The organism is Variovorax sp. J22R115 (assembly GCF_030317005.1).
Taxonomy (GTDB): domain Bacteria; phylum Pseudomonadota; class Gammaproteobacteria; order Burkholderiales; family Burkholderiaceae_C; genus Variovorax.
Genome location: NZ_JASZYM010000008.1, coordinates 282,291 through 304,483, shown reverse-complemented (window position 1 = coordinate 304,483; position 22,193 = coordinate 282,291). Strand labels below are relative to the sequence as shown.

The following is a 22,193-nucleotide window of genomic DNA, read 5'->3' as shown; positions in this document are numbered from 1 at the left end:
GGGCGACCAGAGCCCCCTTTGCGGGCAACGTACGTACGAGAGACGAGACGCGGTTGAACTTAACCTTCGTCGGGCCGAGGCTTCTTTAAATCCATCATTCGCGCCACTGGGCTCACTTGGGCAGCCCCTGCCCTGAAATACCCCGCCACTGTGTCTGTGCTGCGATGCCCGGTCATGGCCATCGTCTCCTGCAGCGGCATGTTTTGTCTTCCCGCCTCCGTGACAAACCCCGATCGCAACGAGTGCGCCGAGAAATCATCTCCCACGCCGGCCAGCGTACACCGCGCCTTCACGATGTCCCGAACTGCCGTCCCCGAGAGCCCGTCGGTACCCAGTTTGCCGTTCTTGAGGATCCGCCGGAAGAGGGGGCCTGAATTGATCCCGCTCGCCTTGAGCCAGGCCTCCAGCGCCTCGGCGGCCGATCCGACCACCGGCTTCACGTCCTCGGGCCGCACCTTCCCGTTGTGGTTCGTCTTGGAGCTGGCGAGCGTGTATCGGAAGTTCCCCCCATCGACGCGCCGCAGGTTTTCATAATCCGCCCCTGACACCTCGGAGCGCCGGCGCCCACCCGAGGCCCAGGCGAAGAGGAGGAGGGCGCGGTCGCGCTTTCCTTTCAGCGAGTCGTCGCAGGTTTCCAAGACCGCCTCCATCGGCTCCTTGGTCAACGCGCGCTGCTTGCGGGGCAGGGCGTTGCGCTTCGCGTAGGCTTTTTTCGTCTTGCTCAGCAGCGCCTTCACCGCAGCATCCACGCAAGGATTGGGTTGCTTGGACAAGTGATGCGCCATGGAGATGACCGAGATCCGGTGCACGAGTGTGTTCAAGGCCGGCGCACCCAGCTTGCCCTTGAATCCTGCCTCAACCAGGGCCTCGTCGATCTCGGGCGGCAACTGGTGCTCCAGGCCCGCCTTGGTCGAGCGCTCGGCATGGTCGACGATGAACTGGACCACGACGGGCACCGGAACTGGGAGCGCCATCTGGCGCCCGTAGCGCGCGCCGAACCAGGCGGCCCAGTAGGGGTAATCGTATTTTTTCGACAAACTGACACGGTTGCCCTCAAAAAGCCCAAGCGCGACAAGTACTTGCCGACCGCGTCCTGACGTCGACCGACGCTCCGCACAACTTGTTGAATTCGCAGGGAAAATCTCCTGCCTCCGTGTCAATCTGCGCAAAAGATGCGGTTACCCCGACGACGGCCGCGCCAGTGTCGCTGGAACTCACGAGAGCGCAATTCGACGCCCTGGTGGTCGGCCTGCCATGGGAACGGCTGCCCGAGATGAACGTCATCACGCGCATGTGACCTCCGGCGTGCGCGCGTCGGTTGACAGCGCTTGTGCCAGTGGTGCGAGGCACGCCGCTCTGGCACCATGCTGCGCATGCTTGGCACGCAAGGTCCTCTCCCCATAGACCTTGCCCAACTGCCCCCTGAAGCTGCCGCGCTGATCGCGCAGATGCAGCAACGACTCGAGCAGCAAGATCAGCAGCTTGCCGAGCGCGCCCGCGAACTCGCCCAGCAGCAAGCCTTGCTGGAGCGCAAGGACCGCGAGCTTGCACTTCGGCAGGCGAAGATCGAGAAGATCAACTTCGAGCTCGCGCGGCTCAAGCGCTGGAAGTTCGGCGCCAAGTCCGAGGCGATGACCGCCGAGCAGCGCCAGCTCTTCCAGGACACGGTCGCGGAGGACGAGGCGAGCCTGCAGGCGCAGTTGGCGGCACTGCAGGCCAGCCTGCCCGAGACGCCAAAGACGCCCAAGGCCCCGCCGCGCAAGCCGCGTCGCGAGGCGTTGCCGCAGCACCTGCGGCGTGTGGAGCACCGCCACGAGCCCGAGGACATGACCTGCGGCTGCGGGCAGCCGATGGCGCGCGTGGGCGAGGACATCAGCGAACGGCTGGACATCGTGCCGGCGGAGTTCTTCGTGCACCGGCACATCTACGGCAAGTGGGCGTGCCGCTGCTGCCAGAGCCTGAAGCAGGAACCGGCCGCCCCCGAGATCGTGGACGGCGGCATCCCCGCCAGCGGACTGGTGGCACACACGCTGATCAGCCGCTTCGTGGACCACCTGCCGTACTACCGGCAGGAGGCGATCAACGCACGCTCGGGCGTGCACACGCCGCGCTCTACGCTGGCAGCCTGGGCAGGGTACGCCGGGGCGGCGCTGGAGCCGCTGTATGACGCGCACAAGCGCTTCGTGCTCGGCGCCCGGGTACTGCACGCCGACGAGACGCCGGTGGCCTTGCTTGACCCCGGAGCGGGCAAGACCCCCAGAGCCTACATCTGGGCTTATGCACGAGGCGAGCTCGATGACCAGCGCGGCGTGATCTTCGAGTTCTGCCTAGGCCGTGGCGGCCAGTACCCGGTCGCGTTCCTCGGCGGCGAGGATGGTGCGTGGAGCGGCACGCTGCTGACGGACCAGTACGCCGGCTACGACACGGCCATGGATACCCGCGTGTACCCCAAGCGCGTGGCCGCAGGCTGCGTCGTGCACGCCCGACGCAAGTACGACGAGGTGGCCAAGGCCGGGACGAGTCCGGTGGCCGAAGCGGCGATCAAACGCCTGGCCCAGATCTACCACCTCGAGGGGAGCCCGGCGGCCACGCCCACGGAGCATCGACACAAGGGGCGGCAGGAATTGACCAAGCCGCTGTGGGCGGAGTTCAAGCTGTGGCTCGAACTCGAGCGGCGCCGAGTGCCTGACGGCAGCAGCATCGCCGCGGCGATCGATTACAGCCTCAACCACTGGACACAACTCACCCGTCATCTCGACGACGGCGAAGTCCCGATGGACAACAACTTCCTGGAGCGGCAGATCAAGCCCTGGCAGATGGGCCGCAAGAACTGGCTCTTCGCCGGTAGCGCATTGGCCGGCCAACGCGCTGCAGTGGTGATGAGCCTGGTTCAGTCGGCCAAGCTCAATGGGCACGATCCTTGGCAATACCTGCGCGACGTCCTCGCAAGGCTGCCGACCCACTTGAACAGCCGGATCGAGGAGTTGCTGCCGCATCGCTGGCGCGTCCGCGAACTCAGCGAGCCGGCGTCCACATGAAGAACATCGAGGCACTGATCGACGATGGCGGAGAAATCACGATCGGTGCGATCGGATCGATCCAGTGCGCAGCCACTGCCGCCGATGATCACAATGCGCTGGCCATGCTCGTCAGGCGCGAAGGCGAGACTCTCAACGCGTTGCTCAAGCGACTGGACAAAGCCATCGCCAAGTTCTACGAAGACGGAACGGTCATCGACGAGATCAACGATCCCGCAGAGTGACCAGCGCCTCCGTCAAGGTGGGACGGCCAGACGCTCACCAATGATTTGCGCGGCATTCGATTCGACACACACGCAGCAGCCGCACCGGGGCCTGCGCTGCTCGACGTTCCTCAAGAACCACGCCATGGCCGTCCTCGCGGGCGATCTCTGCGTCGCCATCGCGGCCAAGTCCCGGATGCTGACCTCTCGTACGAGCGCTGAGCGCAGATGGAAGATTTTCGCTTGGGGTCTTGATGTCTTGCGATCCTGTATTCCGAGCGCCGATGCGGTGTCCGTGCGCATGGTGGGCCCGGTACGGCGGGAGCTGTTGGACGCGGCACCGATGCCTGACGTGCATTCGCGGACGATTCCTCGGCGCCTGATGACTTGTTCCGGCAGCACCCGGCGTCGGGGCCCGCCGAGTCCTCATGTGCGCGACCCTCCACGGTCACCTGCTCGCGTCTCCAAAGTTTCATTCGCTGGTTTCACCCCCACGTCGGTTTGTGGTTCGAAGGGGCTCGCTTGTGCCGATCGCTGCCCGATGGATTTGCAGCATGCGTATCCGCTTGCCTGCGCCGTCGAACGCTCCGGTCGGCGCAGCCGTTCAAGACTTGGCGCTCCTGCACGGAGTTGCCGAGATGCAATCGCTTGTATATCCATACCGGATGGGTTTTGTGCGGACGACAACCACCAGAAGCGCGCCTGCCGGGCCGCCCCTCCCAAGCCGAGGCCATGCAACACCTGCCCACCCGAAGGCCCCGGGCCCCCGCGCGGAACGATGCCATCCGGGTGCAGCCCAAGGTCCTCCGGCCGCCCCCCCACAGGCCCGCTGCGGCGATCAGGCCCAGCAGTGCAATCGCCAAGGCGTACACCTGCATGGTGGACTGCCACGACAGATGGCGCATGACAGCTCCCGCCACCATCGGGCCGACAAGAGTACCCACACCGGTGCCCGCCAATGCAATGCCCGAGGCCAAACTGCGGTGTAGAACGAACCATCGCTGGATGGTCGAGAGCACCGGCACGTAGACCAGTCCCACGCCCAGTCCGACGAGCACGCAGAATGCGCCCAGGAACAGGGTGAGCGACGACGGCAGAGAGAAGAAGGCGCCGAACGAATACGCTGCCCCGAAGATCAGCGCCAATAGCACGTGCGCCGCGCCTACGATGTACCAGCCTCTGAACAAGCCGACGCTTTTCATGTTCCGCCCTGGTTCAGTCGTGGACGCCGACCGCGGCCGACGACGTGCCAGCGATGTCGATCGCCACGAGTGACTTCACTGCACCGCTTGTGACAGCGCGCGCGCTCGGCCTCGCCGATGAGGTCAAGGCTTTCCTTGGCATCCGCACCGCGCAGCCAGCAAGCAGGCCACCTGCCATGAGAGAAAGCCGAGAGAACCCAATCGCAAGTTCGCGCCGTGAACGCGCCGCCTCGTCAATCGTTGAAGATGGATTGCGCGGCTTGCGATTCAAGCTCCGTCAGCGGATGATTTAGGTTCTTCGCTCCTTGCCGAAGTTCAAAATCTTCCTCTATGTCGGGCTTCGAAATATTCGTCTCGTACAGCAGACGCGATGAGCCAATCGTAGTGCCAGTCGTAAAGTTGATGCGACTGAACAAAGATGGCTTGATCTTTGTCGACCTAGAGAGCATCAGCCCAGGCGATTTGTGGCGCGAGAAGGTTGACGAAGCACTCGCAAGCGCCACTTACGTGGTCTTGTTTTGGTGCGAGCATTCCAAGAATTCCCTTCAGGTGCAGCGCGAATACGAAGCGGCCCTCGCGCACGGCAAACGCCTTGTGCCAGTGCTACTTGACGAGACTCCTTTGCCTATGACCCTGACTGAACATCAGTGGATAGATTTCACTTGGCTAGCGACGGCGACGCATCCGTCCATATCGCGTGATTCAATCGACGAAGCCGCCCCCGCCGATCCTACGCCCGATTCTCATTTCGACGAGAAAGACGAGCTGCGAGCCGTTCTCGCCGAGTCAAACACTTCACTGGAGTTATTGCCTGGCATTGTCCTGGTGGTTTCAGAAATCCGCAGTGCATCGGCCGCACGAATGATCACGGTGCAGTTCGGTCCTGCCGGAGGCACCATCGGGAGGGCGCCCACCAATACGCTGGTGCTCGACGACCCCAACCGCACCGTGTCGCGCGTGCACGCTCAGGTCCATTGCCGCGATGGCAACTTCTTCATCATCGATCGCGGCAGCAATCCGTTGAGGCATAACGGGCAGGCGCTCGGATCCGGCCAAGAGGTCGCGCTGGCGCCGGGCGACCGCTTAGGAATCGGCGGTTTCGAGTTGATGGTGCAGAACGCCCAGGAGATGCATGCCCATGGTGTGCCCGTCGCGAGTGATGATCCTTTCGCCGACTTGCTCGCGGGCCTGGGCCAGCCAACGCCCGGCGCTACAGCACCTCTTCCACCGTTCGAAACGCCAAGGTCGCCATTCCCCAATTCACCGCTGGTTCCCGATCCAATTCCCGCGAGGGCCGCGAGTCCGCCGACAGGGCCGATGCACGATCCGTTTTCCGACCTGTTGGGCGCGGAAACCGTAGCTCCAATCACCCCCGGCGCACCGGCGGGGTCTTCCGACCTTGGCCTCGGCGGTCCGGCTCCGGCAGCCGGCATCGACGACTTGTTCGAAGCGGCGCGCGGCGCGAGCCAAGCGGGCCCCGATCCGGTTGGCTTGCCACCGCTGGCAGATCCTTTGCAAGGACAGGAAATGTCCGATGACGCGGATCCCTTCGCGGACCTGCCGATTGGTTCGAAGCCGATACCTCCGAAGGGTGACAGGAACCTGCCCGCTGCTAACCCCAATGACATCGACGGTACGCCCCCTTCACCACCGTGGCCCAGCCCACCACCATCTCCGGGCTACTTGGGCGAACGGTCAACTGCGCCCCGCGCCTCGGCCCCCGCGACTCGCAAATTCTCGATCGACGACACTTCCGACAGCGTGTTGCTCGCTGCGTTCCTGCGCGGAGTCAACACCACGCCCCAAATGCCCATGACGCTCACGCCTGAACTCATGGAGCGCATCGGTGCATTGCTGCGCAGTGCGACGGAGGGCACTCTGCAACTGCTGCACACCCGCGAGGCAATGAAACGAGGCGTTGCCGCGGAGGTCACTATGATCTCGGCGCAAGTCAACAATCCGCTCAAGTTCTCCCCCACGCCAGAGGTCGCGCTCGCGCATCTCCTAGGCCCAGGTGTGCGCGGCTTCATGGACGGCGAGAAAGCGATGCGCAACGCATTCGACGACCTTCGCGCGCACCAGTTCGGCGTGATGGTCGGCATGCGCGCTGCGCTCGCGCATGTGCTGGCTCGCTTCATGCCCGAGGAACTCGAAAGAAAATTTGCTGCCAAATCGGTGCTCGACAGCCTGCCAGCGGCCCACTGCAACGCCAAGTTGTGGGACCAGTTTGTCACGCACTACGCGGCCATCGCGGTCGAAGCCGAAGAGGATTTTCACCACCAATTCGGCAGCGCGTTCACGCAGGCCTACGAGGAGCAGATGAACCGGCTAGAACCATTGGATCTGTGGGGCGCGGCGTCGCAGAACGATCCTTTGTTTGCTGTGCGCGACGCGTCGAGGCCAACAGTCCAGAAGCACACAAGCCATGCGTCGGCCACGAAGCTTGGCGTCGAGTCGCGCGGAGATGTCAATCCGCCGTCCGCGTTAACCAAGAAGGCGGCAGACTATCTACTTGAGGAACTGATTTCGAGGGCGAAACGAGACGGTTTGACTTAAGGCAATGCTGAACAAGGCCCCGACCTTCTCCATCCAGTAGTCACCTCGTTCGCGACACCTGAATTGAGGTTCTTTTCGGCGCCACAACGCGAATGCAGTGCGAATTGCGTCGCACGATGCCCCGTCGCGGGCCGCGCGGCGAGCCATTGGCTCGCTTGGCGGCCCTTATGGGCGGACTTGTTCATACAGTACCCGACGTGCGAGGTAGAGGTTGGCCAGCCCTAGCCGTAGAAGAAAGTGAATCCGTTCCAAACGTGACGGTAAAAGTGTGACTGCCCGTGGTCTGAAGAACCTTGTGCGCGGCGAAGCCGCATCCAGCAAGGGGTTGGCCACTTTGGAAAGTAAATGTGATACCGCTGTTCCGGAATCGCCCAAGTCGCGCGCACCTTTTTGGGGGGCGAGTTCATCCTGACCATCATCGACGAGTCGCAACTGTTCGCCATCGTCGCGCTGGACCCAGAATCAACGAGCCGAGACTTGGGAGCAGAACGCGAGCGAACAGGGCGTTTGTAGGGGCGTAGCAGCGCCGGATGGGCTTCCAGTCGAAGCCACCTGATCGAGTATCGACCGATTGAACAGTCGGACCCGCCTGCCCAGTTTGGGGCTGAACCTCGTGGGCATGGTGTGTCCAGGGCGTCGATAAGCGCGGCGTGAAACTCCTACTGATTCAACACCTTACGCAGCCCTCGACGCATTGGATTCGCGAAGTATCGAATTTACTTCGCACGGTTGCGAAGTACCTCATTTACTTTCTTTCCTGTGACGGTAAATCTGTGACTACGAGAGCAGCCGCCAGAGGCAATCGGCGCGCGTGGCCGGTACCGCATTTACTTTCTTCTACGCAACGCGACACTGGACCTGGTACTCGACACTCTGGGCGCCAAAGTCGTGGGTGCTCCGGTCTAGTCGCGCGCTAACGAAACTAACCGGGCGGCGAGGTGGTCAACCTGAATCCTGCTCTTTTTGCTGTCCCAGCCTTCGTGTCGCAGCGTGCGCCAGTCCGCATAGTTGATGCCGGCCAGGGTTCGTGCGATGGGGTCGGTAGAACTCAGACTTAGCTTGTCTGTTTCGATCCACAGCACCGGTAGTATTCGATGGAGACGCTCGGCGTTGGTGCCATCGGCCGTGAAAAGTGCGAACTCATTGCGGCACCATTCGCTCAAGAGCCACGCGGGCGATAAGAGGACAAGCAGTACATCGGCCTTTCCCAACTCCTCTGTGAGGGCTTCAGGAAAATGAGAGCCCTCACCAAGGTGCGTCTTGTCTTGGAAGACCCTGGACCCCGGGACGCGACCAAGAATCTCGGCTTCGATGCGCTCTCTGAATGCACCCACATCGTTGTAGTGATCCTTGCTTCTGGTGTAGCTGATGAAGACGTTCACACGAGAAAGAGAAAAGCCAGTCGCTTTCCTTATTGCTTCGACGGCAAGCGTCGTCCCTTCCTTCGTCGCTGCTTCCAGAGCCAATTTGCCTGCATTCTTGAGGCTTTGCATTGCCTTTTCGCCCTGTCCATTTTTTGCTGCGCGTTCCGCTTTATTGACTGCATCTGCGGATTGATTTAGCTCCGGCGGGACTTCCTCCGCCTCGGCCATTTGCGCGTAAAGCTGCTTACGGACCATTTCGAGTTCTGATCCGAGCTTCGCAACGGTCTTGTGGATCGACTGCTGCTCATTCTCGGCGAGTTCCCTCTTTCGGGCCGCCGAGTAGGTGGCCTCTGTGATCCGCAGACTCAGGCTGTTTTTTGCCGCTTGTTCGAAGGCCGGCTTGACCTGAATCAGACCCTTGAGCCATTCCGGCCATGGCGGAGGAGAGTCTTTGCTGTATGGCCATGGAGGCGGCGCGGACAAAAACTGCTGGCGGAGCTCGGATACGTCAACAGTCCAGAGAGGGTCATCGAGCTTGAGCCAATTCAATGGATAGGCATCCAAGCGTTCGCGCAGATAGTCCAGCAGCAATGCCTCGGTCAGGTGTCCCGTAGCGAAAAGGATCCGCAAACCTCCGACGTCAGACCCCTTCGCCAAGCGCCATATCAGCCGCCAAGGCAGTGGGTTCGGCTGATAAACCATCTCGGCATTCACCATCAGCAAATGAAGCTTGGCTTGAAACATGAGTGCCTCCTCGAAACGCCCGCCTGCTGAATGATATTTGATGCGCATGTGATCCGGAACGCCCCCGAAGAGGTTCACTCTGCCTCTTAGCAACGCAGAAACGCTCCATGCCGGAATCCTTCTCTTCGGCGCGTTGGTGGGCGTCCTTGTCACGGGGGCAACATGAACGGCGTTGCGGGACGGGGTCGATTTGATTTGAGTGCAAAAAGTGACGCATCGACCGACCAGCATTGGCGCGGGTTCCGAGGTGCTGGCGCTCGCAAGTGCTTGTCACTGCACAACTTTCTGCTATCCCTCGAATAGCCCCCCAGAGCGCATCGTTCAGCGGCCGATTTCAGCCACTTGCCCTTGTTTTGCCTGCACTTTGTGACGGTAGTAGCTGCGCGGCGTAGCGCTCGACGGGGAAGCGGAACACGCCTCGCAGGTTGATGCCTTCCAGTCGCGTGGGCGCGATGCGCCCCATCAATTCCGGCGGCACGATCTGGCGCCGGTTGGCCCAGCGGTCGACCACCGCCTGCATCTGCGCCGTGTTCCACGCCATCACGATGTTGGCCAAAAGGCTCAGTGCGTCGGCCACGGCTTGCATTTCGTCAGTGCGCCGGGCCTGTGCCGGCGTGACGCGGCCGACATAGATCGCGCGCTTGAGCGCGTTGACCGACTCGCCTCGATTGAGCACCCGTCGCAGCTCGCGCCGGAAAGCGGCGTTGACAAAGTAGTCGGCCAGGAACACCGTCCTGAGCAGCTTGCCCAGTTGCGCGCCGGCGTCATAGATCGGGTCTCCTCGGGCTGCCGAGCCGAATCTCGCCAACGCGGTCACTGCGCTGGCATGGCCCAGCATCACCGAGGCGGCCAAGTGAACCAGACTGTCCCAATGAGCTTCAATGAGCGTGGTGTCCACACTGGCCTGACACACGGCGGCTATCTCGCGCGGAACCTTCGTGCCCCGCGGGACGAAGAGATGCCGTTGTTTAAGTTCCCTGAGCCTTGGACACAGGTCGAAGCCCAGAAGTCGGGACAGAGCCAACGCGAAGTCGGTGAAACCGTGCGTGTCAACAGCGAGCTGAGACGTCTCGATCCGTTCCTGTCGAATGACACCCTCGATGGCGGCGCCCGCTTGCCGCTCATTGAGCACGATCGGCTGCGCGTGGAAGATTCCCCATCGGTCCTGCACGTGGCTGTACACGCCGATGGAAGCCACCTGGCGCCGCGGGTCCTGGCGTGCTTGCCACACGCGCCGACTGGTCTCCAGGCTCATCATGTCCGAGGAGGCCAGGTCGGTTCGGCCCCAGGTCGCCGCGATGGGGTGGCCCTGCATGAACTCCAGCACCGCCTGGCAGGCCCGTGCCAGGCGACGCTCGTCGCCGGCCCAGCGCATGGCCTGGCGGATGCTGGTGGCCGACAACTGCGGGATCATGCGCGCGCACTCGGCCGCCGTGAGGCTGGTGCCGTGTGCGAGGATGCCGGCATAGGTCATCAGCAGTTCCTGCGCCGTTCTCGGCTCGCGCCCGAGCATGATCCAGCTGAATCGCGCCTGGGCGTCCACGTCCAGGATGACCTCGGGCAACTGCGCTTCACCGATGCGCTGGTCGAGCTGGCTGCGCAGCGTCCCTACGCGGGGGTCATCTTCGTCCGCGGCCAACGACGCCAGATGCAGTTCGTCGTCGACTTGCAGATCGCCAGCGCGCGCGGCGGCCGCCACCGCGTCGATACCAATGAGCATGCGAGCAAGTAGCGGCACGAGGAACTCGCTGGCTCTGGCCGGCAACTGCAACCTGGCGTAGTGACGCGGCGCTTCAGCTTGCCAACGCTCCTCGGGCAGGAACAGCCGCTCGCGACCTCGGAAGCTCAGTGAGTGAGCTATCCACACCGAACCATTGCGCACCGCCCGGCGCAGAGCGAGCAGGGTGGCAACCTCCAGCGCCCTGAAGGCGCGGTCGCGGTCAGGGTCGGCGATGGCTGCGCGCCAGGCAACTCCCAGTCGTGGGGCCGTCACTTCGCTGGGAAGTCGCTTGATGCCAGCGGCGTACCCAGCTCGAAGCTTGTTCAGCGCATCGAGAGCCGGGTGCTCGCCGGTGGCCTGCCAAGGCAGCCGGCTCACACCTGCCAGCAGAGAACGCACCGGCGCGATCGCATCGATCAGGCGTTGCCGGATGACCGACGCTCGACTCGGCGGGCGCTGAGCACACTTGGCCGCGATGATCTCGCGAAGGCGTGAGCGCAATTCGGCATCTGGCACGGCGTCATGGCCTGCGAGCTCGGAGAGCTCCAGCAGCAGCTCCTGGTACTGCCGTGCCCAATCCACGGTCGCGACACCGTCGGCACAGTGGTGCCACAGGTCGGCCACGCGGCGCTGGAACATGAAGATGATCTGGTCGCTCGTCGTGAGCAGGCAGTAGCGCAGGAAGCAGCTGAGCTCCAGCGTGCGTGCCGGCTCCTTGATCCTGGCACTGACCGATGGGGGCCGTCCGGCCATGCGCCGAGCGTAGCGTCGCACCAGCACGTCGTTGAGATCTCCCAGATGTCGATCGATGCCGAGGTCAGTCAGGAATGCGATCCTTTCGAGGACTTCGGTGATCTGGCGCGTGGAATGCCTTGCCGGCGCGCTCCACAGCCAGCTCTGGCAGTGTTCGCCGTCCGGACGCGGCGTGTTCAATGCCGATATCCAGCGCTTGCGAGTCTCGGCAGGCACCGTGGTCATGATGGCCTGGCCGGTCGATGCTTCGAGTTCGACCAGGGCGGCCGCCACCATGGCGCGGATGACCCGGTCGTGAACGATGAGCAGGCGATGGTCGTAGAGCCACTGCCTGGCAAGGACCAGGAGGCGCTCGCGATCCGAGCAATGCGCGACCTCGTCGCGCAGGACCCGTACCAACGCTCGGCGCTGATGCTCGGTCATCCACTTGAATCCCAGGCATTGGCAGGCTTGGTGCTGGTGGTCGAACAAGGTGCGTCCGCGGGCATACAGCGCGCGCAGAGACACCAGATCGGGCGCCGCGATATCCAGCTCCTCGCCAAGGTGGCGAAGCAGGGCAGGGGGCACGATCCGCACACTGTTCAGCGGCCGTCCGGTCATGCGGGCGAAGCCGATGTGCAGCGCCAAGCCAAGCTTGAGGCTGTCGCTGCGCCGACGAGCAATCAACTCGAGCTCAGTGCGGCTGAAGCTGAAGAACGTCTGCAACTCGAACTCGCTGAGCTCGCCGGGCATGTCGCGAAGGCCCAGGTAGGACGTCTGCCAGCCTTGCATCGCCGCGCTCCTTCGTGGTTCAGGGGGCGCAGACGATACGCCGCAAAGAAGTGAACAGCAATGCTCGCGAAATCAACAACTTAGCGAACCGACCCCGCGCCATTGCTGGAGTTGCGAACCGTCACTTTTGACACCGAAATCAAATCGACCCCAAGAAGCGTTTCGCTGCGAGTTTGTCGCGCCGCTTTTGCACCAGGACGTCCAGTTCAGCGCCATGCTGATCGACGGCGCGCCACAGCAGGTAGGGTTCTCCGCGCAGCATCACGAACATCTCGTCCAGGTGCCAGGTCGATCCCGGCTTGCGCCGTGCGCCCTTGGCGCGATGCGCAAAGCTCGCGCCGAACTTGTCGCACCAGCGCCGGATCGTTTCGTAGCTGACGACAACACCGCGCTCAAACAGCAGCTCCTCGATATCGCGCAGGCTCAGCTGGAATCGAAAGTACCAGCGCACCGCCTGGCTGATCACCACCGCAGGAAACCGATGACCGTGATACAGCGACTTCTTCTTATGCATCCAGCAAGCTTATGCCATCGCCAACGTGACAATGCCTTTTTGAGGCCGCGCTCGACAAGTCAACCGGAATTCCGCGTGCACTAGATTTTTGCGTTCGCAGCCGCCGCTTGCAAGCGCGCAACATAGGGCTCATACCTCTCGGTCGCGTTCTGATGCAGCTTCGTTACGGCGACGACCTTGTCAATCATTTGGTAGATTTGATATGTCGAGGAGCAAGTTATGGCATTTAGGTGAGAAACCGGCCCTGGCAGCAAAGATACCGTTGCCCCGCTGGCTAGGAGAGGAACGGTCCATAAGCCAACCCCCCACCTGGCACCCAACTCAAAAAGAACGTAGTCAGACTTTACGCTTCTAGGCGTAATCAGGCAAAGAAGAACCTTGCTAAGCAATACTTCCTGCCGGATTTGAACTTCATAATTTCCTCCGGCATCTAGTCTATATTTGTCAATGCTAGAGCATCGAATTGCAATGTCCGGAACAGCAGCTTCTAGGACTTCAATAAGAATCTCAGCAAGCTGTGCGTCTTCACTGCTGTGGCTAATGAAAACATCGAGTGTCGGGGGCGGGCGAAGTTCCTTCCGAACTTTCCTGAGATATTTGTACGAGCGCCAAAGGTAGAACGATCCGTAATATAAAAGCGGAACAATGACCGGTCCGACCACAAAGTTGCTTAGGAAGATGATTGGAGTAAGAGTTAATGGAGGAGTCTGGGAAAGGTGGGCATATACCATTAATGCCTCACCTAGAGCAAACCAGACTAAGAAGGCCTTCCAGTTCCACAAGGGAGGGGGTGGCAGGATAAGATCGTACTTAGCGTTCTCCATATACTGCGTAAGGTAAAGCTTTCGCACTGTCCGCCTGAGCGTCGCGAGAGCTAGAAAAAGCTACTTTGCGGTATGCCGCCTGATTCAAGTGCATTCGTGCCGGCACTCAAGAAGGTCGCAGTTTTCGGCAGGAAGCGCAAGACTTGGCGGCAAAGCCTTGCCGGCATCTGGGATTGGCTGTTGGCCCTGCCATTCCTCATAGGCCCACCAAGCAAGGTACAAGCGCGCACCGCCGCCACCGCGAGCCAGAAGAACAGCACTCAGCGAAACGCCTTATGGCCCACCGCCTACCGGATGCCCGCTTCAGTTCGCATACGCATCTCGAAGTGCGAAGATTTCCGCGTCCATGGCGGTGAGCGTAACGACACGCGCGCCGCGAGCAATCGGATCGATGCCTGCTGCACGAAGGTTGTCTAACGCGTCTTGCTCGCCGTCGTCGCCGATTACGAAAAGCACCTTGCGAAGATACTCGCCCTGCATCAACCAGATGATCTCAGCATCGACGAAAGGGCTGCCTTCGCGCGTGTCGACCACGATCCAGGCTGCAAAGCGCGCGACTTCGCGCACACTGCGGCGCCAATAGCCGGGCCGGGTACGCAGGCTATCGTCGCGCGGGGCGCCCTGAAGTGCCACCGCTCCCGAGATCGACATTGCCTTCGACACGCCGGGCGCATGCTCGCGCATGTCTTCTGCAAGCATCTCACGTCACCATCGAAAAGAGCTTGCAAAGGACACGGGTCTTCGTTACGCGGGGACTTGTTCATCTCCTCGTTGCACGGGTCCTCTTGGAGGGGACCGAGCCGGTTCAGGGCGGTCCTCAAAAATACACCCTCCCAAAAAATCGTGATAGAGCTGATAAAGCCACCGCCTCATCTCAACGCGCTGCGCTCCCAATCGGTCAAACAATATTGCGTAAGCAATGACCATGTTATCAATCTCTCTCAAAGTCACATCGAGCTTGAGAATGCGGGGACGGGGGTCGTGTGCCATTCGGACCTCAATGTGGATTTCGAACACTCCTTGATCTGCTAGCAAGACTCTAGGCGTGACTGTCGGTAGTTCTCCTGTGATTGGATGCCCGTACTGCGCGAAAATATAGTCCATCACTGGCGGAAATATCTGGATCCTCATGCTGGTGTACAGGTCGAAGCAATGTAAGGCTCTCGCCAAGGAGGTTACCGGTGGTCCTGCTAGCGGATCCAGCGACCCTCGTTGCCCTGCTAGCGGATCCAGCGACTGTCTTTGAACTATTGACGGTACCGAACTGGGCTGATTCTTAGAACTTGAAGCGCCATCCACTGCAGCATCCGGTGTCAATTCCGCGTCATGATCCGGGGATAGCGCTTCAGGCTGCTCACGATTTTTTATTTGCGGCAACTCGCGCCCGCCATGCGACCTTGCCTGCAAGCGACTCAGGACTTGTCCGACATAGCGGTTTCCGTGCCGGCGCTGCAGGCGCACCAGCATGCCTTTTACATATGCGGGGTCAGCGTTCGGTGAGCGATCGAGGACCGACGCATTGTCCGGTTCGCACGACACGCGATGGATTGGGGCGCGCGCCACCGATCGGGCCAAAGCAATATTGCTCGCAACATAAGCTTTATCCGTCGCCATGAGCCGAGCCCCTCGGTGATCGAGTTCGTGTTCCGACATAGCGTTCTCCTCTTGCTGCGCATCAAGCTTCGACCATGGATATCTCGCTCTTACTGTAGCTTTTCCAGGGCAAACCCGGGCCAGCTTTCGCGATCCCGGAAAGCGGACAGAACGCATCGGACTCGTTCGTGCGCATGCTCGTCAACGGGAACGAATGCCAGGCTGCGCTGATCGACGCCCGCGCGCATGGCTCGGCCGGCGACGACCTCGAATGACTTCTCATCGTCAGGGTGGCAAAGCCGCAGGTAGCCACCATCCAACCCGACCGTGGTGACTTTCGGCCTTCTCTCCATCTCAGGCGCTTCCGGACTGACCTGCAGGCCCTGAGCATCGAGTCGGCGCCCAATTTCCAATGTGTGCGCGGGCATACCGGAAGAACGATCAAGCCTGGGTCGAGCAGAAGAACGGCGCCATCGTGCGCAGGCTGGTCGGCTATGGTCGCTTCGAAGGACTGGAGGCCGTACGCGCATTGACTAGGTTGTACGCGGCAGCTCGCATCCACACGAACGTATTGCAACCGTCGTTCAAGCTGCGCAGCAAATCGCGCATCGGCGCCAAGGTCGTCAAGCGATACCACCCGCCCGTTCCGCCGGCTAACCGCGTGCTGACACATGATGCGGTCAGCCCCGAGGTCAAGGCCGGCTTGGAGCACGTACTGGGGACGATCGACCCCGTCGCGCTCCTGGACGAGATCCGGGCCGCGCAAGAAGACCTGTGACGTCGCGTCGACCAACGTGGCGTGGAGGGGCCGAGTGCGAACACCATCGACGCTGTCGAATCCCTCGCCGCTGCAACGCCTTCAGTCCACAGTGGAGAACAGCGCGCGATCCACCGGCGCCCCTATACGCGCCGCAAGCCGATACCGAGGAAGGCGCGCATGCTCGACGCCTACGAAGACCAGGCGCGCAACTGGCTGCAGCGACAACCGGGAATGACGGCCGTGGAGATTCTCAAACGACTGCGAGAACTTGCGCCACCAGGAACGTTCACCGATAAGCACTTGAGAACGGTCCAGCGTGCTCTGTCAGCATGGCGTGCTGACGCGATCCGTCAGTGGATCGATCAATGCCGCCTCGAAACAGATGCGCACGGGTCTACGGCTACTGAGATTACTGCGCTCTGAAGGGGGCCAGGCGCTGCGCGCCTGGCAACAAATCAATAAATGTATTCGAGAGAAGACGGGCCGTGGACAACGCTTCGCGTTGACCACCGCCTACGAACGCTCGGAACTCCTCACGTGCTCGGTAACATTGCGCCGTGAGGCAACATGCGGGGTCAGTTCCTGATGTCGCTTGACAGCCGTATTTCAGTATCTGACCGGACTGGAATCGTCGATGCCGATCTTCTCGACTGCGGGCACGGCTTCCGATCAAGCGCCAAGCCCGCCTGTTGAAGGCGACCGCAAACGCACCTCGGACTGTGTGCGTCAACCGCTCACGATAGTTGTCGCCGACCGCTCAAGACAATTGTCGCCCGCCAAGGCGCCAAGCTTCGCGACCCGGACCACAGCCGTGGATCCAGTCAAAATTTCCCTTGGGCCGTTTGATTTTCGATCGAGCGCCAACTCCGCGCGCGTCAGTCTTGCGCCCCTCGCCCAGGGCGTGGACCAAAACGCCGGACTCTCATGCTGTGGAAAGCTTCAACCTTCTTCGCGTCTGGCCTTCGATGAATCCATCATCCGGGCCACCGCGCTCACCTGGGCCGCACCCGCCCGGAAGTACCCGGCCACGGTGTCCACGCTCCGATGCCCCGTCATGGCCATCGTCTCCTGCAAGGGCATGTTTTGTCTTCCGGCCTCCGTCACGAAGCCTGACCGCAGCGAGTGCGCCGAGAAATCATCTCCCACCCCTGCCAGCACGCACCGCGCCCTCACGATGTCCCGAACCGCGGTCCCCGTGAGCCCGTCCGTGCCAAGCTTGCCGTTCTTGAGGATGCGCCGGAAGAGGGGACCGGAGGTGATGCCGCTGGCCTTGAGCCAGGCGTCGAGGGCCTCGGCGGCGGATCCGGCCACGGGCTTCACGTCTTCTGGCCGCACCTTCCCGTTGTGGTTCGTCTTCGAACTGGCCAGCGTGTACAGAAAATCTCCCCCATCCACCCGCCGCAGGTTTTCAAAAACCGCTTCTGACACCTCGGAGCGTCGGCGCCCGCCCGAGGCCCAGGCGAAGAGGAGGAGGGCGCGATCGCGCTTTCCCTTGAGCGAGTCGTCGCAGGTTTCCAGCACCGCCTCCATTGGCTCCCTTGTCAGCGCGCGCTGCTTGTGGGGCAGGGCGTTGCGCTTCGCGTAGGCTTTTTTCGTCTTGCTCAGCAACGCCTTCACAGCCGGATCCACACACGGGTTCGGTTGCTTGGCCAAGTGGTGGGCCATCGAAAGCACCGAGATCCGGTGCACCAGGGTGTTCAGCGCCGGCGCCCCGAGTTTTCCTTTGAAACCGGCTTCGACCAGCGCCTCGTCGATCGCGGGCGGCAGCTGGTGCTCCAGCCCCGCCTTGGTCGAACGCTCGGCGTGATCGACGATGAACTGAACCACCACGGGCACGGGCACCGGCAGCGCCATTTGGCGCCCGTAGCGCGCCCCGAACCAGGCCGCCCAGTACCGCATGGCGGCGCGGTACGCGAGGCGCGTGTTGTCCGATTCGCCCTCGGCCATCAGATCGCTCGCGGCTTCCTCGGCCATGCCCGAGAGCTGGCCGGGGTCGAGCAGCGCGTGGTCGCGCTTCAAAGGCATCAAGGCCTTGGACGCCTTCGACGGCGGCACTTTTTCAGCAGGTTGATTCAAGCGACCTCCAGCGGCTTTGGGACGGGTGGATGACTACGCAGGCAGCACGACGAGGGATCCCTTTGTGTCTTTTATGATATGTGCCATGTATGATGTCTAACGTTAATTGTACGTCATTTCCGATAATCATTTATTATCGCAAGTAATCGGCGGGAGAAGAGGGCATGGATCTGAAAAGTTCGAGCGACAACATGCACCCAATTCGCGGCGGCCGCGGGATCCAGGAGGCTCAGGTCTGGGAAGCCGCCGACGCACTGCTGCAGGACGGCCTGCGCCCGACGATCGAGCGCGTGCGCCAGAGGATCGGCAGCGGTTCGCCCAACACCGTGAGCCCGATGCTGGAGCGCTGGTTCGCGACGCTAGGCAAGCGCCTGGAGGGTCGAAGTCCACGACTGGTCGACGGCGAAGCACAGCAGCTTCCCCTGGCCATCGTCCAGGCCGCCCAGCAGTTCTGGGACGTCGCCCGGCGTGAAGCCGACCAGGTGCAGGTCCAGAAGACCGAGGCCGCCCGGCGGGAACTTGACCTCCAGCGCAACGCCCTGGCCCGGAAGGAAGCTGACCTCCAGCAACGCGAGGCCTCGTTTGAACACGCCCGCGTCGCGCTTGACGAGGCCCTGGTCTCTTCGCGCCAAGCGGTCGCGGCCATGGAGACCCAGATGCACGCTCAGCAGCAAGAATCCGCTCGCTTGCTCGGCGACTCCGAGGCGGAAGTTCGACGCTTGCGCAGGGCGCTGGACGAGGCTGTTGCCAGCAAGGAGGCCCTGCGCGAGAAGACAGCGATGGAACTCGGCGCCAAGCAGCGCGCCGCAGAAGAAACCGAGGAGCGACATCTCGCCCAGGAACGTCGCCTCCTCTCGGAGGTCGATCGCGAGCGCATGGCCACGCGCCAAGCCAGCGCCGAACTCGCGAAGATGCAAAAGGCCCACGCTGCTGATGCCGAGACTGCTCGCTCCGCTCTGGGCGCTGCGCAGCTGGCGCTGCAGCACGAGAAGACCGCACACAGCGACGCAGCAGCGGCCTGGTCGCTCCAGCACCAAGCGGCTCAGGTGGAGTTGGCGACTCTGCGCGAACGCTCCGCTGGTGTAGAACAGCGGGCAACCGACCTGGCCTCCCAGCTTCAGCGCCTTCAGGTGCAGTCAGAACGCGAGATCACACAGCTCCGAGAGAGCCATGCTTCGACGACGGCCGCGTTGCGCGAACTAAAGGTACCCCTCGGGGAAAGCGAAAAGGCACCGCCGCGCCGCGCCATGAAATCTCCCAAATAGAAGCTCTCTCGTCGAGCACGCGTCGAAGCGCGGCAAGCGAGGTTTAACAGATGGGCGATCGGTCCACATTCGCTCGATCGCCTTCTCTCATACCGCCTGATCGATCCACAGCATCCGGTCGGCAGGGCTTAGGAGCCAAGATCCCGCGCCTTCGGAAGGCCCCGGACTATGCCAAGGTGAGCGGGGAACCCAGTGCGCGAGAGCCGCGCTCGAATAGGCGCCAATCACCAATTCGTTCGCAGACGGCATCGCGATTTGTCCTGGCCTGGTAGCTCCCCGCGCATACTTGCACGATGGCCAAAGCCTCTTCTTCGCCTCCGGTCCGGAGGCGCTTGCCGCGTTGGTCGCGCTGGCCGCTGATGTTCCTTGGGCTTCTCGCCCTGTTGATGCTCGGTCCGATCGGTGTGCTGGCCTTCGGCAACCTGGACTTGGACACCCCCTGGCACATGACGAGTCGTGAGAGCACCAGGCAGGCACCCAGTCCTGCGGCCGAACGCGGTGCGGTGGTGCAGGTCTATGGCGCTCGCATCGTGCGCTGGCGGGGCGCCTTCGGCATCCATCCCTGGATCGCGGTCAAGCGCACAGGCTCGGCGCGCTACACCACTTACCACATAGTCGGCTGGCGGGCCCGCCGCGGCGGCGATGCCTTGGTCACCAGCGAAGTCGACGCCCCAGACATGCAATGGTTCGGCGCCTACCCGCAGTTGCTCGCCGACCACCGAGGGGCCCACGCAGAAGCCCTAATCGACCAGATCGAATCTGCAGTGGCGGCCTATCCCTGGCGCGCGTCCTACCGTCTCTGGCCCGGCCCCAACAGCAACACTTTCGTGGCCTGGGTGGCCCGCCAAGTGCCCGACCTGCGCCTGGACCTGCCGCCCACCGCCATCGGCAAGGACTACCTCGGACCGACCACCTTTATCGACCACGCACCTAGCGGCACCGGCTGGCAATTGTCGTTGTTGGGCTTGGCAGGCGTGACGGTGGCACAGGACGAGGGCCTGGAACTGAATCTGCTGGGGCTGGGCTTCGGCATCGACGTCGACGACATGGCCCTGCGGGTGCCAGGTTTTGGCCGGCTGCCTTGATGGCGGGAAAATCATCTTGTCCCGCAGCACCCGGTGCAATCGGCGCCCGCCTACATCCGGCGGAATCCACGGACGACCCCGGCCACTGCTAACCCACGAGAAATCAAAACGGGCGTTCCGGGACGCCCCTTCTCTTACTCACGCTGGTGGCTTCGAGGCGCGCATGAGCACATCTTGTCTGCCGCCTGGAACGCCAAGGCCTCCGCTGTGGCCACGAGCCTTCGCTGGTACCGGATCGCCTCGACAGCGCTGCGGGCGTAGTAGAGGTCGTAGGCGAAGTCGCCGGCGTCGACCCGCTCCGTGTTGTGCGCCGCTGCTCCGCTGCCACGCTCAGGTCCACAGCAACGGCTGCGCGACGTCGACGTTGTAGAACGCAGCCGCGCGCGGGCCGTGTTCCGGGTCGGTTCCCTCGTCCAGCCGCTGGCTGTCGTGCACCAGGCCGAAGATGTACGGCATCAGCGGACCGATACCGAGGGAAAAACCGCCAGGGCGTGCTGGGAGACGCGGGCCCAGTGGTCCGGGCCGTGATACAGGCCGCAGGCCTGCACGTCGAAGCCCTGGTGCACGTGGTCTTCCGACTCGGCGATGAGCAAATTTCTTAAGTCGTTGTTGCGGTTGCGGTTGCGGTTGCGGATCTTGGGGGCGTATTAGTCTGCACGGAAGATGCGATCACGCCGTCATGGGCTTGCTCCTTGCCCGGCATCTGTGTGCCTTGCCGGGTAGCGTCTACAGTGTGGGCGTTCCCTTCGCAGCCGTGGCGAGCAGCGCGATCAGGCGATGGCTCGCCGGAGATAGGTAGCTGCGGTCTCTGTAGGTCACAACCATGCGACGCCGCATCGTGGTGCCCTTGACGTTGACTTCCTTCAAACCTGCGCCAAGCTGGCCGGCCCGCAGGTGGTGTCGCGAAATGAAGCTCAGCAGGCCGGTTTCGGCGATCAGCGTCGGCAGCATCAGAAGCATCGAGCTTTCGATCTGAACATCTGGGCGCGGCAAATTCCGGCGCTCGAAGGTCTGATCCAGCCAATCGCGGGTCGGAGCGCCGGGCGGTTGCAGCACCCAGCGATAGGCACACAAGTCCTTCAGCACGGGAGAACCCAGGAAAATCTCGTGCGACGCGCTGGCCGCAACGACGATGGGATCCTCCGAAAGAATTTGTGACGTGATTCCTGACTCAGGTTCGCTTTCGGTTTCGATCGTCATGTCAAGCTCGCCCGTACGCAACTTGGGATGAAGCAGGTCGCTCAAGCCGACAATGGTCTGGAGCTTGATCTCGGGCGCTTCGGCGATTAGCTGGCGAACGGCGCGCGGCAAGAGGAATTGCGCCGCTGTAGGAATGATGCCGATGCGCACGGTACCGGACAGGCCGCTGCCGATGTCCTCAATTTCGCGCCGAGCCTCGTCCACGTCAAGGCGCGTGCGTCGCGCCCATTTCAGCATCACGTGCCCAGCGGCTGTGAGCTTGATGCCACGTCCCGACCGCTCGAAAAGCGGTGCGCCGCAGACCTCTTCGAGACGACGAACGGAACTGGTCAGCGCTGGCTGGGCATTGGGCCCCGAACGTCAGTTCGCTAAACAGAAAGAGCCATTCGCCTTGGTCTGCCGTGCGCAGGCGCCCGCCCATCCGCGCCATACACCCGGCCTACTCGCCATTGGCAAATCGGCCGAAGCATTGGGGTCGGTAAGGGCGCGTTATCGCGCCGTTTCCGCGTGTCGACCGTTGCTGTT

Annotated in this window: 19 protein-coding genes and 2 pseudogenes; 8 read left to right on the top strand and 13 right to left on the bottom strand. The window is 62.4% G+C overall.

The annotated features are described in order from the left end of the window. Window positions 1-59: 59 nt before the first annotated feature. Complete coding sequence (locus QTI04_RS16545; RefSeq protein ID WP_286616591.1) at window positions 60-1,037, bottom strand: site-specific integrase; 978 nt, start codon at window positions 1,035-1,037, stop codon at window positions 60-62. A 327-nt stretch (window positions 1,038-1,364) separates the two neighbouring features. Here QTI04_RS16545 and QTI04_RS16540 point away from each other — a divergent pair, with 327 nt between their 5' ends. Then, a complete protein-coding gene (locus tag QTI04_RS16540) occupies window positions 1,365-3,038 on the top strand; it encodes an IS66 family transposase (RefSeq protein ID WP_286616590.1) in 1,674 nt (557 codons plus the stop codon). After that, complete coding sequence (locus QTI04_RS16535; protein WP_286616589.1) at window positions 3,035-3,262, top strand: hypothetical protein; 228 nt, start codon at window positions 3,035-3,037, stop codon at window positions 3,260-3,262. The genes QTI04_RS16540 and QTI04_RS16535 overlap by 4 nt, the downstream gene beginning before the upstream one ends. A gap of 464 nt (window positions 3,263-3,726) precedes the next feature. On the opposite strand, the gene QTI04_RS16530 is transcribed toward QTI04_RS16535, so the two are convergent. Then, window positions 3,727-4,443 carry an MFS transporter gene (locus QTI04_RS16530; RefSeq protein ID WP_286616588.1) on the bottom strand — a complete coding sequence of 239 codons (717 nt, stop codon included), beginning with the start codon at window positions 4,441-4,443 and terminating at the stop codon, window positions 3,727-3,729. A gap of 53 nt (window positions 4,444-4,496) precedes the next feature. Here QTI04_RS16530 and QTI04_RS16525 point away from each other — a divergent pair, with 53 nt between their 5' ends. Together QTI04_RS16525 and tagH are read left to right on the top strand one after the other, a co-directional pair. After that, window positions 4,497-4,736 carry a hypothetical protein gene (locus QTI04_RS16525; RefSeq protein WP_286616587.1) on the top strand — a complete coding sequence of 80 codons (240 nt, stop codon included), beginning with the start codon at window positions 4,497-4,499 and terminating at the stop codon, window positions 4,734-4,736. Between the two features lie 37 nt (window positions 4,737-4,773). After that, window positions 4,774-6,999 (top strand): type VI secretion system-associated FHA domain protein TagH, encoded by a 2,226-nt coding sequence (gene tagH / locus QTI04_RS16520; RefSeq protein ID WP_286616586.1) that lies wholly within the window; start codon window positions 4,774-4,776, stop codon window positions 6,997-6,999. Window positions 7,000-7,901: 902 nt separating this feature from the next. On the opposite strand, the gene QTI04_RS16515 is transcribed toward tagH, so the two are convergent. From QTI04_RS16515 to QTI04_RS16490, 6 genes and pseudogenes are all read right to left on the bottom strand, one after another. Beyond that, window positions 7,902-9,107 carry a TIR domain-containing protein gene (locus QTI04_RS16515; protein ID WP_286616585.1) on the bottom strand — a complete coding sequence of 402 codons (1,206 nt, stop codon included), beginning with the start codon at window positions 9,105-9,107 and terminating at the stop codon, window positions 7,902-7,904. Window positions 9,108-9,441: 334 nt separating this feature from the next. Beyond that, window positions 9,442-12,351, bottom strand: a complete 2,910-nt coding sequence (locus QTI04_RS16510; RefSeq protein ID WP_286616584.1) for a Tn3 family transposase — start codon at window positions 12,349-12,351, stop codon at window positions 9,442-9,444. Between the two features lie 154 nt (window positions 12,352-12,505). Beyond that, a pseudogene (locus QTI04_RS16505) lies at window positions 12,506-12,865 on the bottom strand (IS6 family transposase); the annotation flags it as partial. 80 nt (window positions 12,866-12,945) lie between these two features. Then, window positions 12,946-13,689 (bottom strand): toll/interleukin-1 receptor domain-containing protein, encoded by a 744-nt coding sequence (locus QTI04_RS16500; RefSeq protein WP_286616583.1) that lies wholly within the window; start codon window positions 13,687-13,689, stop codon window positions 12,946-12,948. A gap of 303 nt (window positions 13,690-13,992) precedes the next feature. Further along, window positions 13,993-14,388, bottom strand: coding sequence for a hypothetical protein (locus QTI04_RS16495; RefSeq protein WP_286616582.1), 396 nt, complete (start codon window positions 14,386-14,388; stop codon window positions 13,993-13,995). Window positions 14,389-15,392: 1,004 nt separating this feature from the next. Then, entirely contained in the window at window positions 15,393-15,710 is a 318-nt protein-coding gene (locus tag QTI04_RS16490) for a hypothetical protein (RefSeq protein WP_286616581.1), read from the bottom strand. Between QTI04_RS16490 and QTI04_RS16485 the strand changes: the two genes are divergently transcribed. Next, window positions 15,695-16,060, top strand: coding sequence for a hypothetical protein (locus QTI04_RS16485; protein ID WP_286616580.1), 366 nt, complete (start codon window positions 15,695-15,697; stop codon window positions 16,058-16,060). The genes QTI04_RS16490 and QTI04_RS16485 overlap by 16 nt on opposite strands. A 159-nt stretch (window positions 16,061-16,219) precedes the next feature. Next, window positions 16,220-16,465, top strand: coding sequence for a hypothetical protein (locus tag QTI04_RS16480; protein ID WP_286616579.1), 246 nt, complete (start codon window positions 16,220-16,222; stop codon window positions 16,463-16,465). A gap of 516 nt (window positions 16,466-16,981) precedes the next feature. Here the strand turns inward: QTI04_RS16480 and QTI04_RS16475 are convergent. Further along, window positions 16,982-18,067 (bottom strand): site-specific integrase, encoded by a 1,086-nt coding sequence (locus tag QTI04_RS16475; protein WP_286616618.1) that lies wholly within the window; start codon window positions 18,065-18,067, stop codon window positions 16,982-16,984. A gap of 215 nt (window positions 18,068-18,282) precedes the next feature. Between QTI04_RS16475 and QTI04_RS16470 the strand changes: the two genes are divergently transcribed. Together QTI04_RS16470 and QTI04_RS16465 are read left to right on the top strand one after the other, a co-directional pair. Continuing rightward, on the top strand, window positions 18,283-19,383 hold the full coding sequence (locus QTI04_RS16470; protein ID WP_286616578.1) for a DNA-binding protein: 1,101 nt from the start codon (window positions 18,283-18,285) through the stop codon (window positions 19,381-19,383). 359 nt (window positions 19,384-19,742) lie between these two features. Continuing rightward, window positions 19,743-20,468, top strand: a complete 726-nt coding sequence (locus tag QTI04_RS16465; protein ID WP_286616577.1) for a DUF3750 domain-containing protein — start codon at window positions 19,743-19,745, stop codon at window positions 20,466-20,468. Window positions 20,469-20,798: 330 nt separating this feature from the next. Here the strand turns inward: QTI04_RS16465 and QTI04_RS16460 are convergent, their stop codons facing one another. The 4 genes and pseudogenes from QTI04_RS16460 to QTI04_RS16445 all read right to left on the bottom strand — a co-directional run. Continuing rightward, entirely contained in the window at window positions 20,799-20,924 is a 126-nt protein-coding gene (locus QTI04_RS16460) for a hypothetical protein (RefSeq protein ID WP_286616576.1), read from the bottom strand. Next, window positions 20,924-21,061, bottom strand: coding sequence for a hypothetical protein (locus QTI04_RS16455; protein WP_286616575.1), 138 nt, complete (start codon window positions 21,059-21,061; stop codon window positions 20,924-20,926). The genes QTI04_RS16460 and QTI04_RS16455 overlap by 1 nt, the downstream gene beginning before the upstream one ends. A gap of 133 nt (window positions 21,062-21,194) precedes the next feature. Then, window positions 21,195-21,905 carry a LysR substrate-binding domain-containing protein gene (locus QTI04_RS16450; RefSeq protein WP_286616617.1) on the bottom strand — a complete coding sequence of 237 codons (711 nt, stop codon included), beginning with the start codon at window positions 21,903-21,905 and terminating at the stop codon, window positions 21,195-21,197. A gap of 15 nt (window positions 21,906-21,920) precedes the next feature. Beyond that, window positions 21,921-22,001: pseudogene (locus QTI04_RS16445) on the bottom strand (LysR family transcriptional regulator); the annotation flags it as partial. Between the last annotated feature and the right edge of the window lie 192 nt (window positions 22,002-22,193).

Excerpts from the sequence above, each read along its gene's own strand:
- QTI04_RS16540 (WP_286616590.1), top strand. The coding sequence starts at position 1,365 with ATGCTGCGCATGCTTGGCACGCAAGGTCCTCTCCCCATAGACCTTGCC.
- QTI04_RS16535 (WP_286616589.1), top strand. The coding sequence starts at position 3,035 with ATGAAGAACATCGAGGCACTGATCGACGATGGCGGAGAAATCACGATC.
- QTI04_RS16530 (WP_286616588.1), bottom strand. The coding sequence starts at position 4,443 with ATGAAAAGCGTCGGCTTGTTCAGAGGCTGGTACATCGTAGGCGCGGCG.
- QTI04_RS16525 (WP_286616587.1), top strand. The coding sequence starts at position 4,497 with ATGTCGATCGCCACGAGTGACTTCACTGCACCGCTTGTGACAGCGCGC.
- tagH (WP_286616586.1), top strand. The coding sequence starts at position 4,774 with ATGTCGGGCTTCGAAATATTCGTCTCGTACAGCAGACGCGATGAGCCA.
- QTI04_RS16515 (WP_286616585.1), bottom strand. The coding sequence starts at position 9,107 with ATGTTTCAAGCCAAGCTTCATTTGCTGATGGTGAATGCCGAGATGGTT.
- QTI04_RS16510 (WP_286616584.1), bottom strand. The coding sequence starts at position 12,351 with ATGCAAGGCTGGCAGACGTCCTACCTGGGCCTTCGCGACATGCCCGGC.
- QTI04_RS16500 (WP_286616583.1), bottom strand. The coding sequence starts at position 13,689 with ATGGAGAACGCTAAGTACGATCTTATCCTGCCACCCCCTCCCTTGTGG.
- QTI04_RS16495 (WP_286616582.1), bottom strand. The coding sequence starts at position 14,388 with ATGCTTGCAGAAGACATGCGCGAGCATGCGCCCGGCGTGTCGAAGGCA.
- QTI04_RS16485 (WP_286616580.1), top strand. The coding sequence starts at position 15,695 with ATGTGTGCGCGGGCATACCGGAAGAACGATCAAGCCTGGGTCGAGCAG.
- QTI04_RS16490 (WP_286616581.1), bottom strand. The coding sequence starts at position 15,710 with ATGCCCGCGCACACATTGGAAATTGGGCGCCGACTCGATGCTCAGGGC.
- QTI04_RS16480 (WP_286616579.1), top strand. The coding sequence starts at position 16,220 with ATGCTCGACGCCTACGAAGACCAGGCGCGCAACTGGCTGCAGCGACAA.
- QTI04_RS16475 (WP_286616618.1), bottom strand. The coding sequence starts at position 18,067 with ATGCCTTTGAAGCGCGACCACGCGCTGCTCGACCCCGGCCAGCTCTCG.
- QTI04_RS16470 (WP_286616578.1), top strand. The coding sequence starts at position 18,283 with ATGGATCTGAAAAGTTCGAGCGACAACATGCACCCAATTCGCGGCGGC.
- QTI04_RS16465 (WP_286616577.1), top strand. The coding sequence starts at position 19,743 with ATGTTCCTTGGGCTTCTCGCCCTGTTGATGCTCGGTCCGATCGGTGTG.
- QTI04_RS16460 (WP_286616576.1), bottom strand. The coding sequence starts at position 20,924 with ATGCCGTACATCTTCGGCCTGGTGCACGACAGCCAGCGGCTGGACGAG.
- QTI04_RS16450 (WP_286616617.1), bottom strand. The coding sequence starts at position 21,905 with ATGCTGAAATGGGCGCGACGCACGCGCCTTGACGTGGACGAGGCTCGG.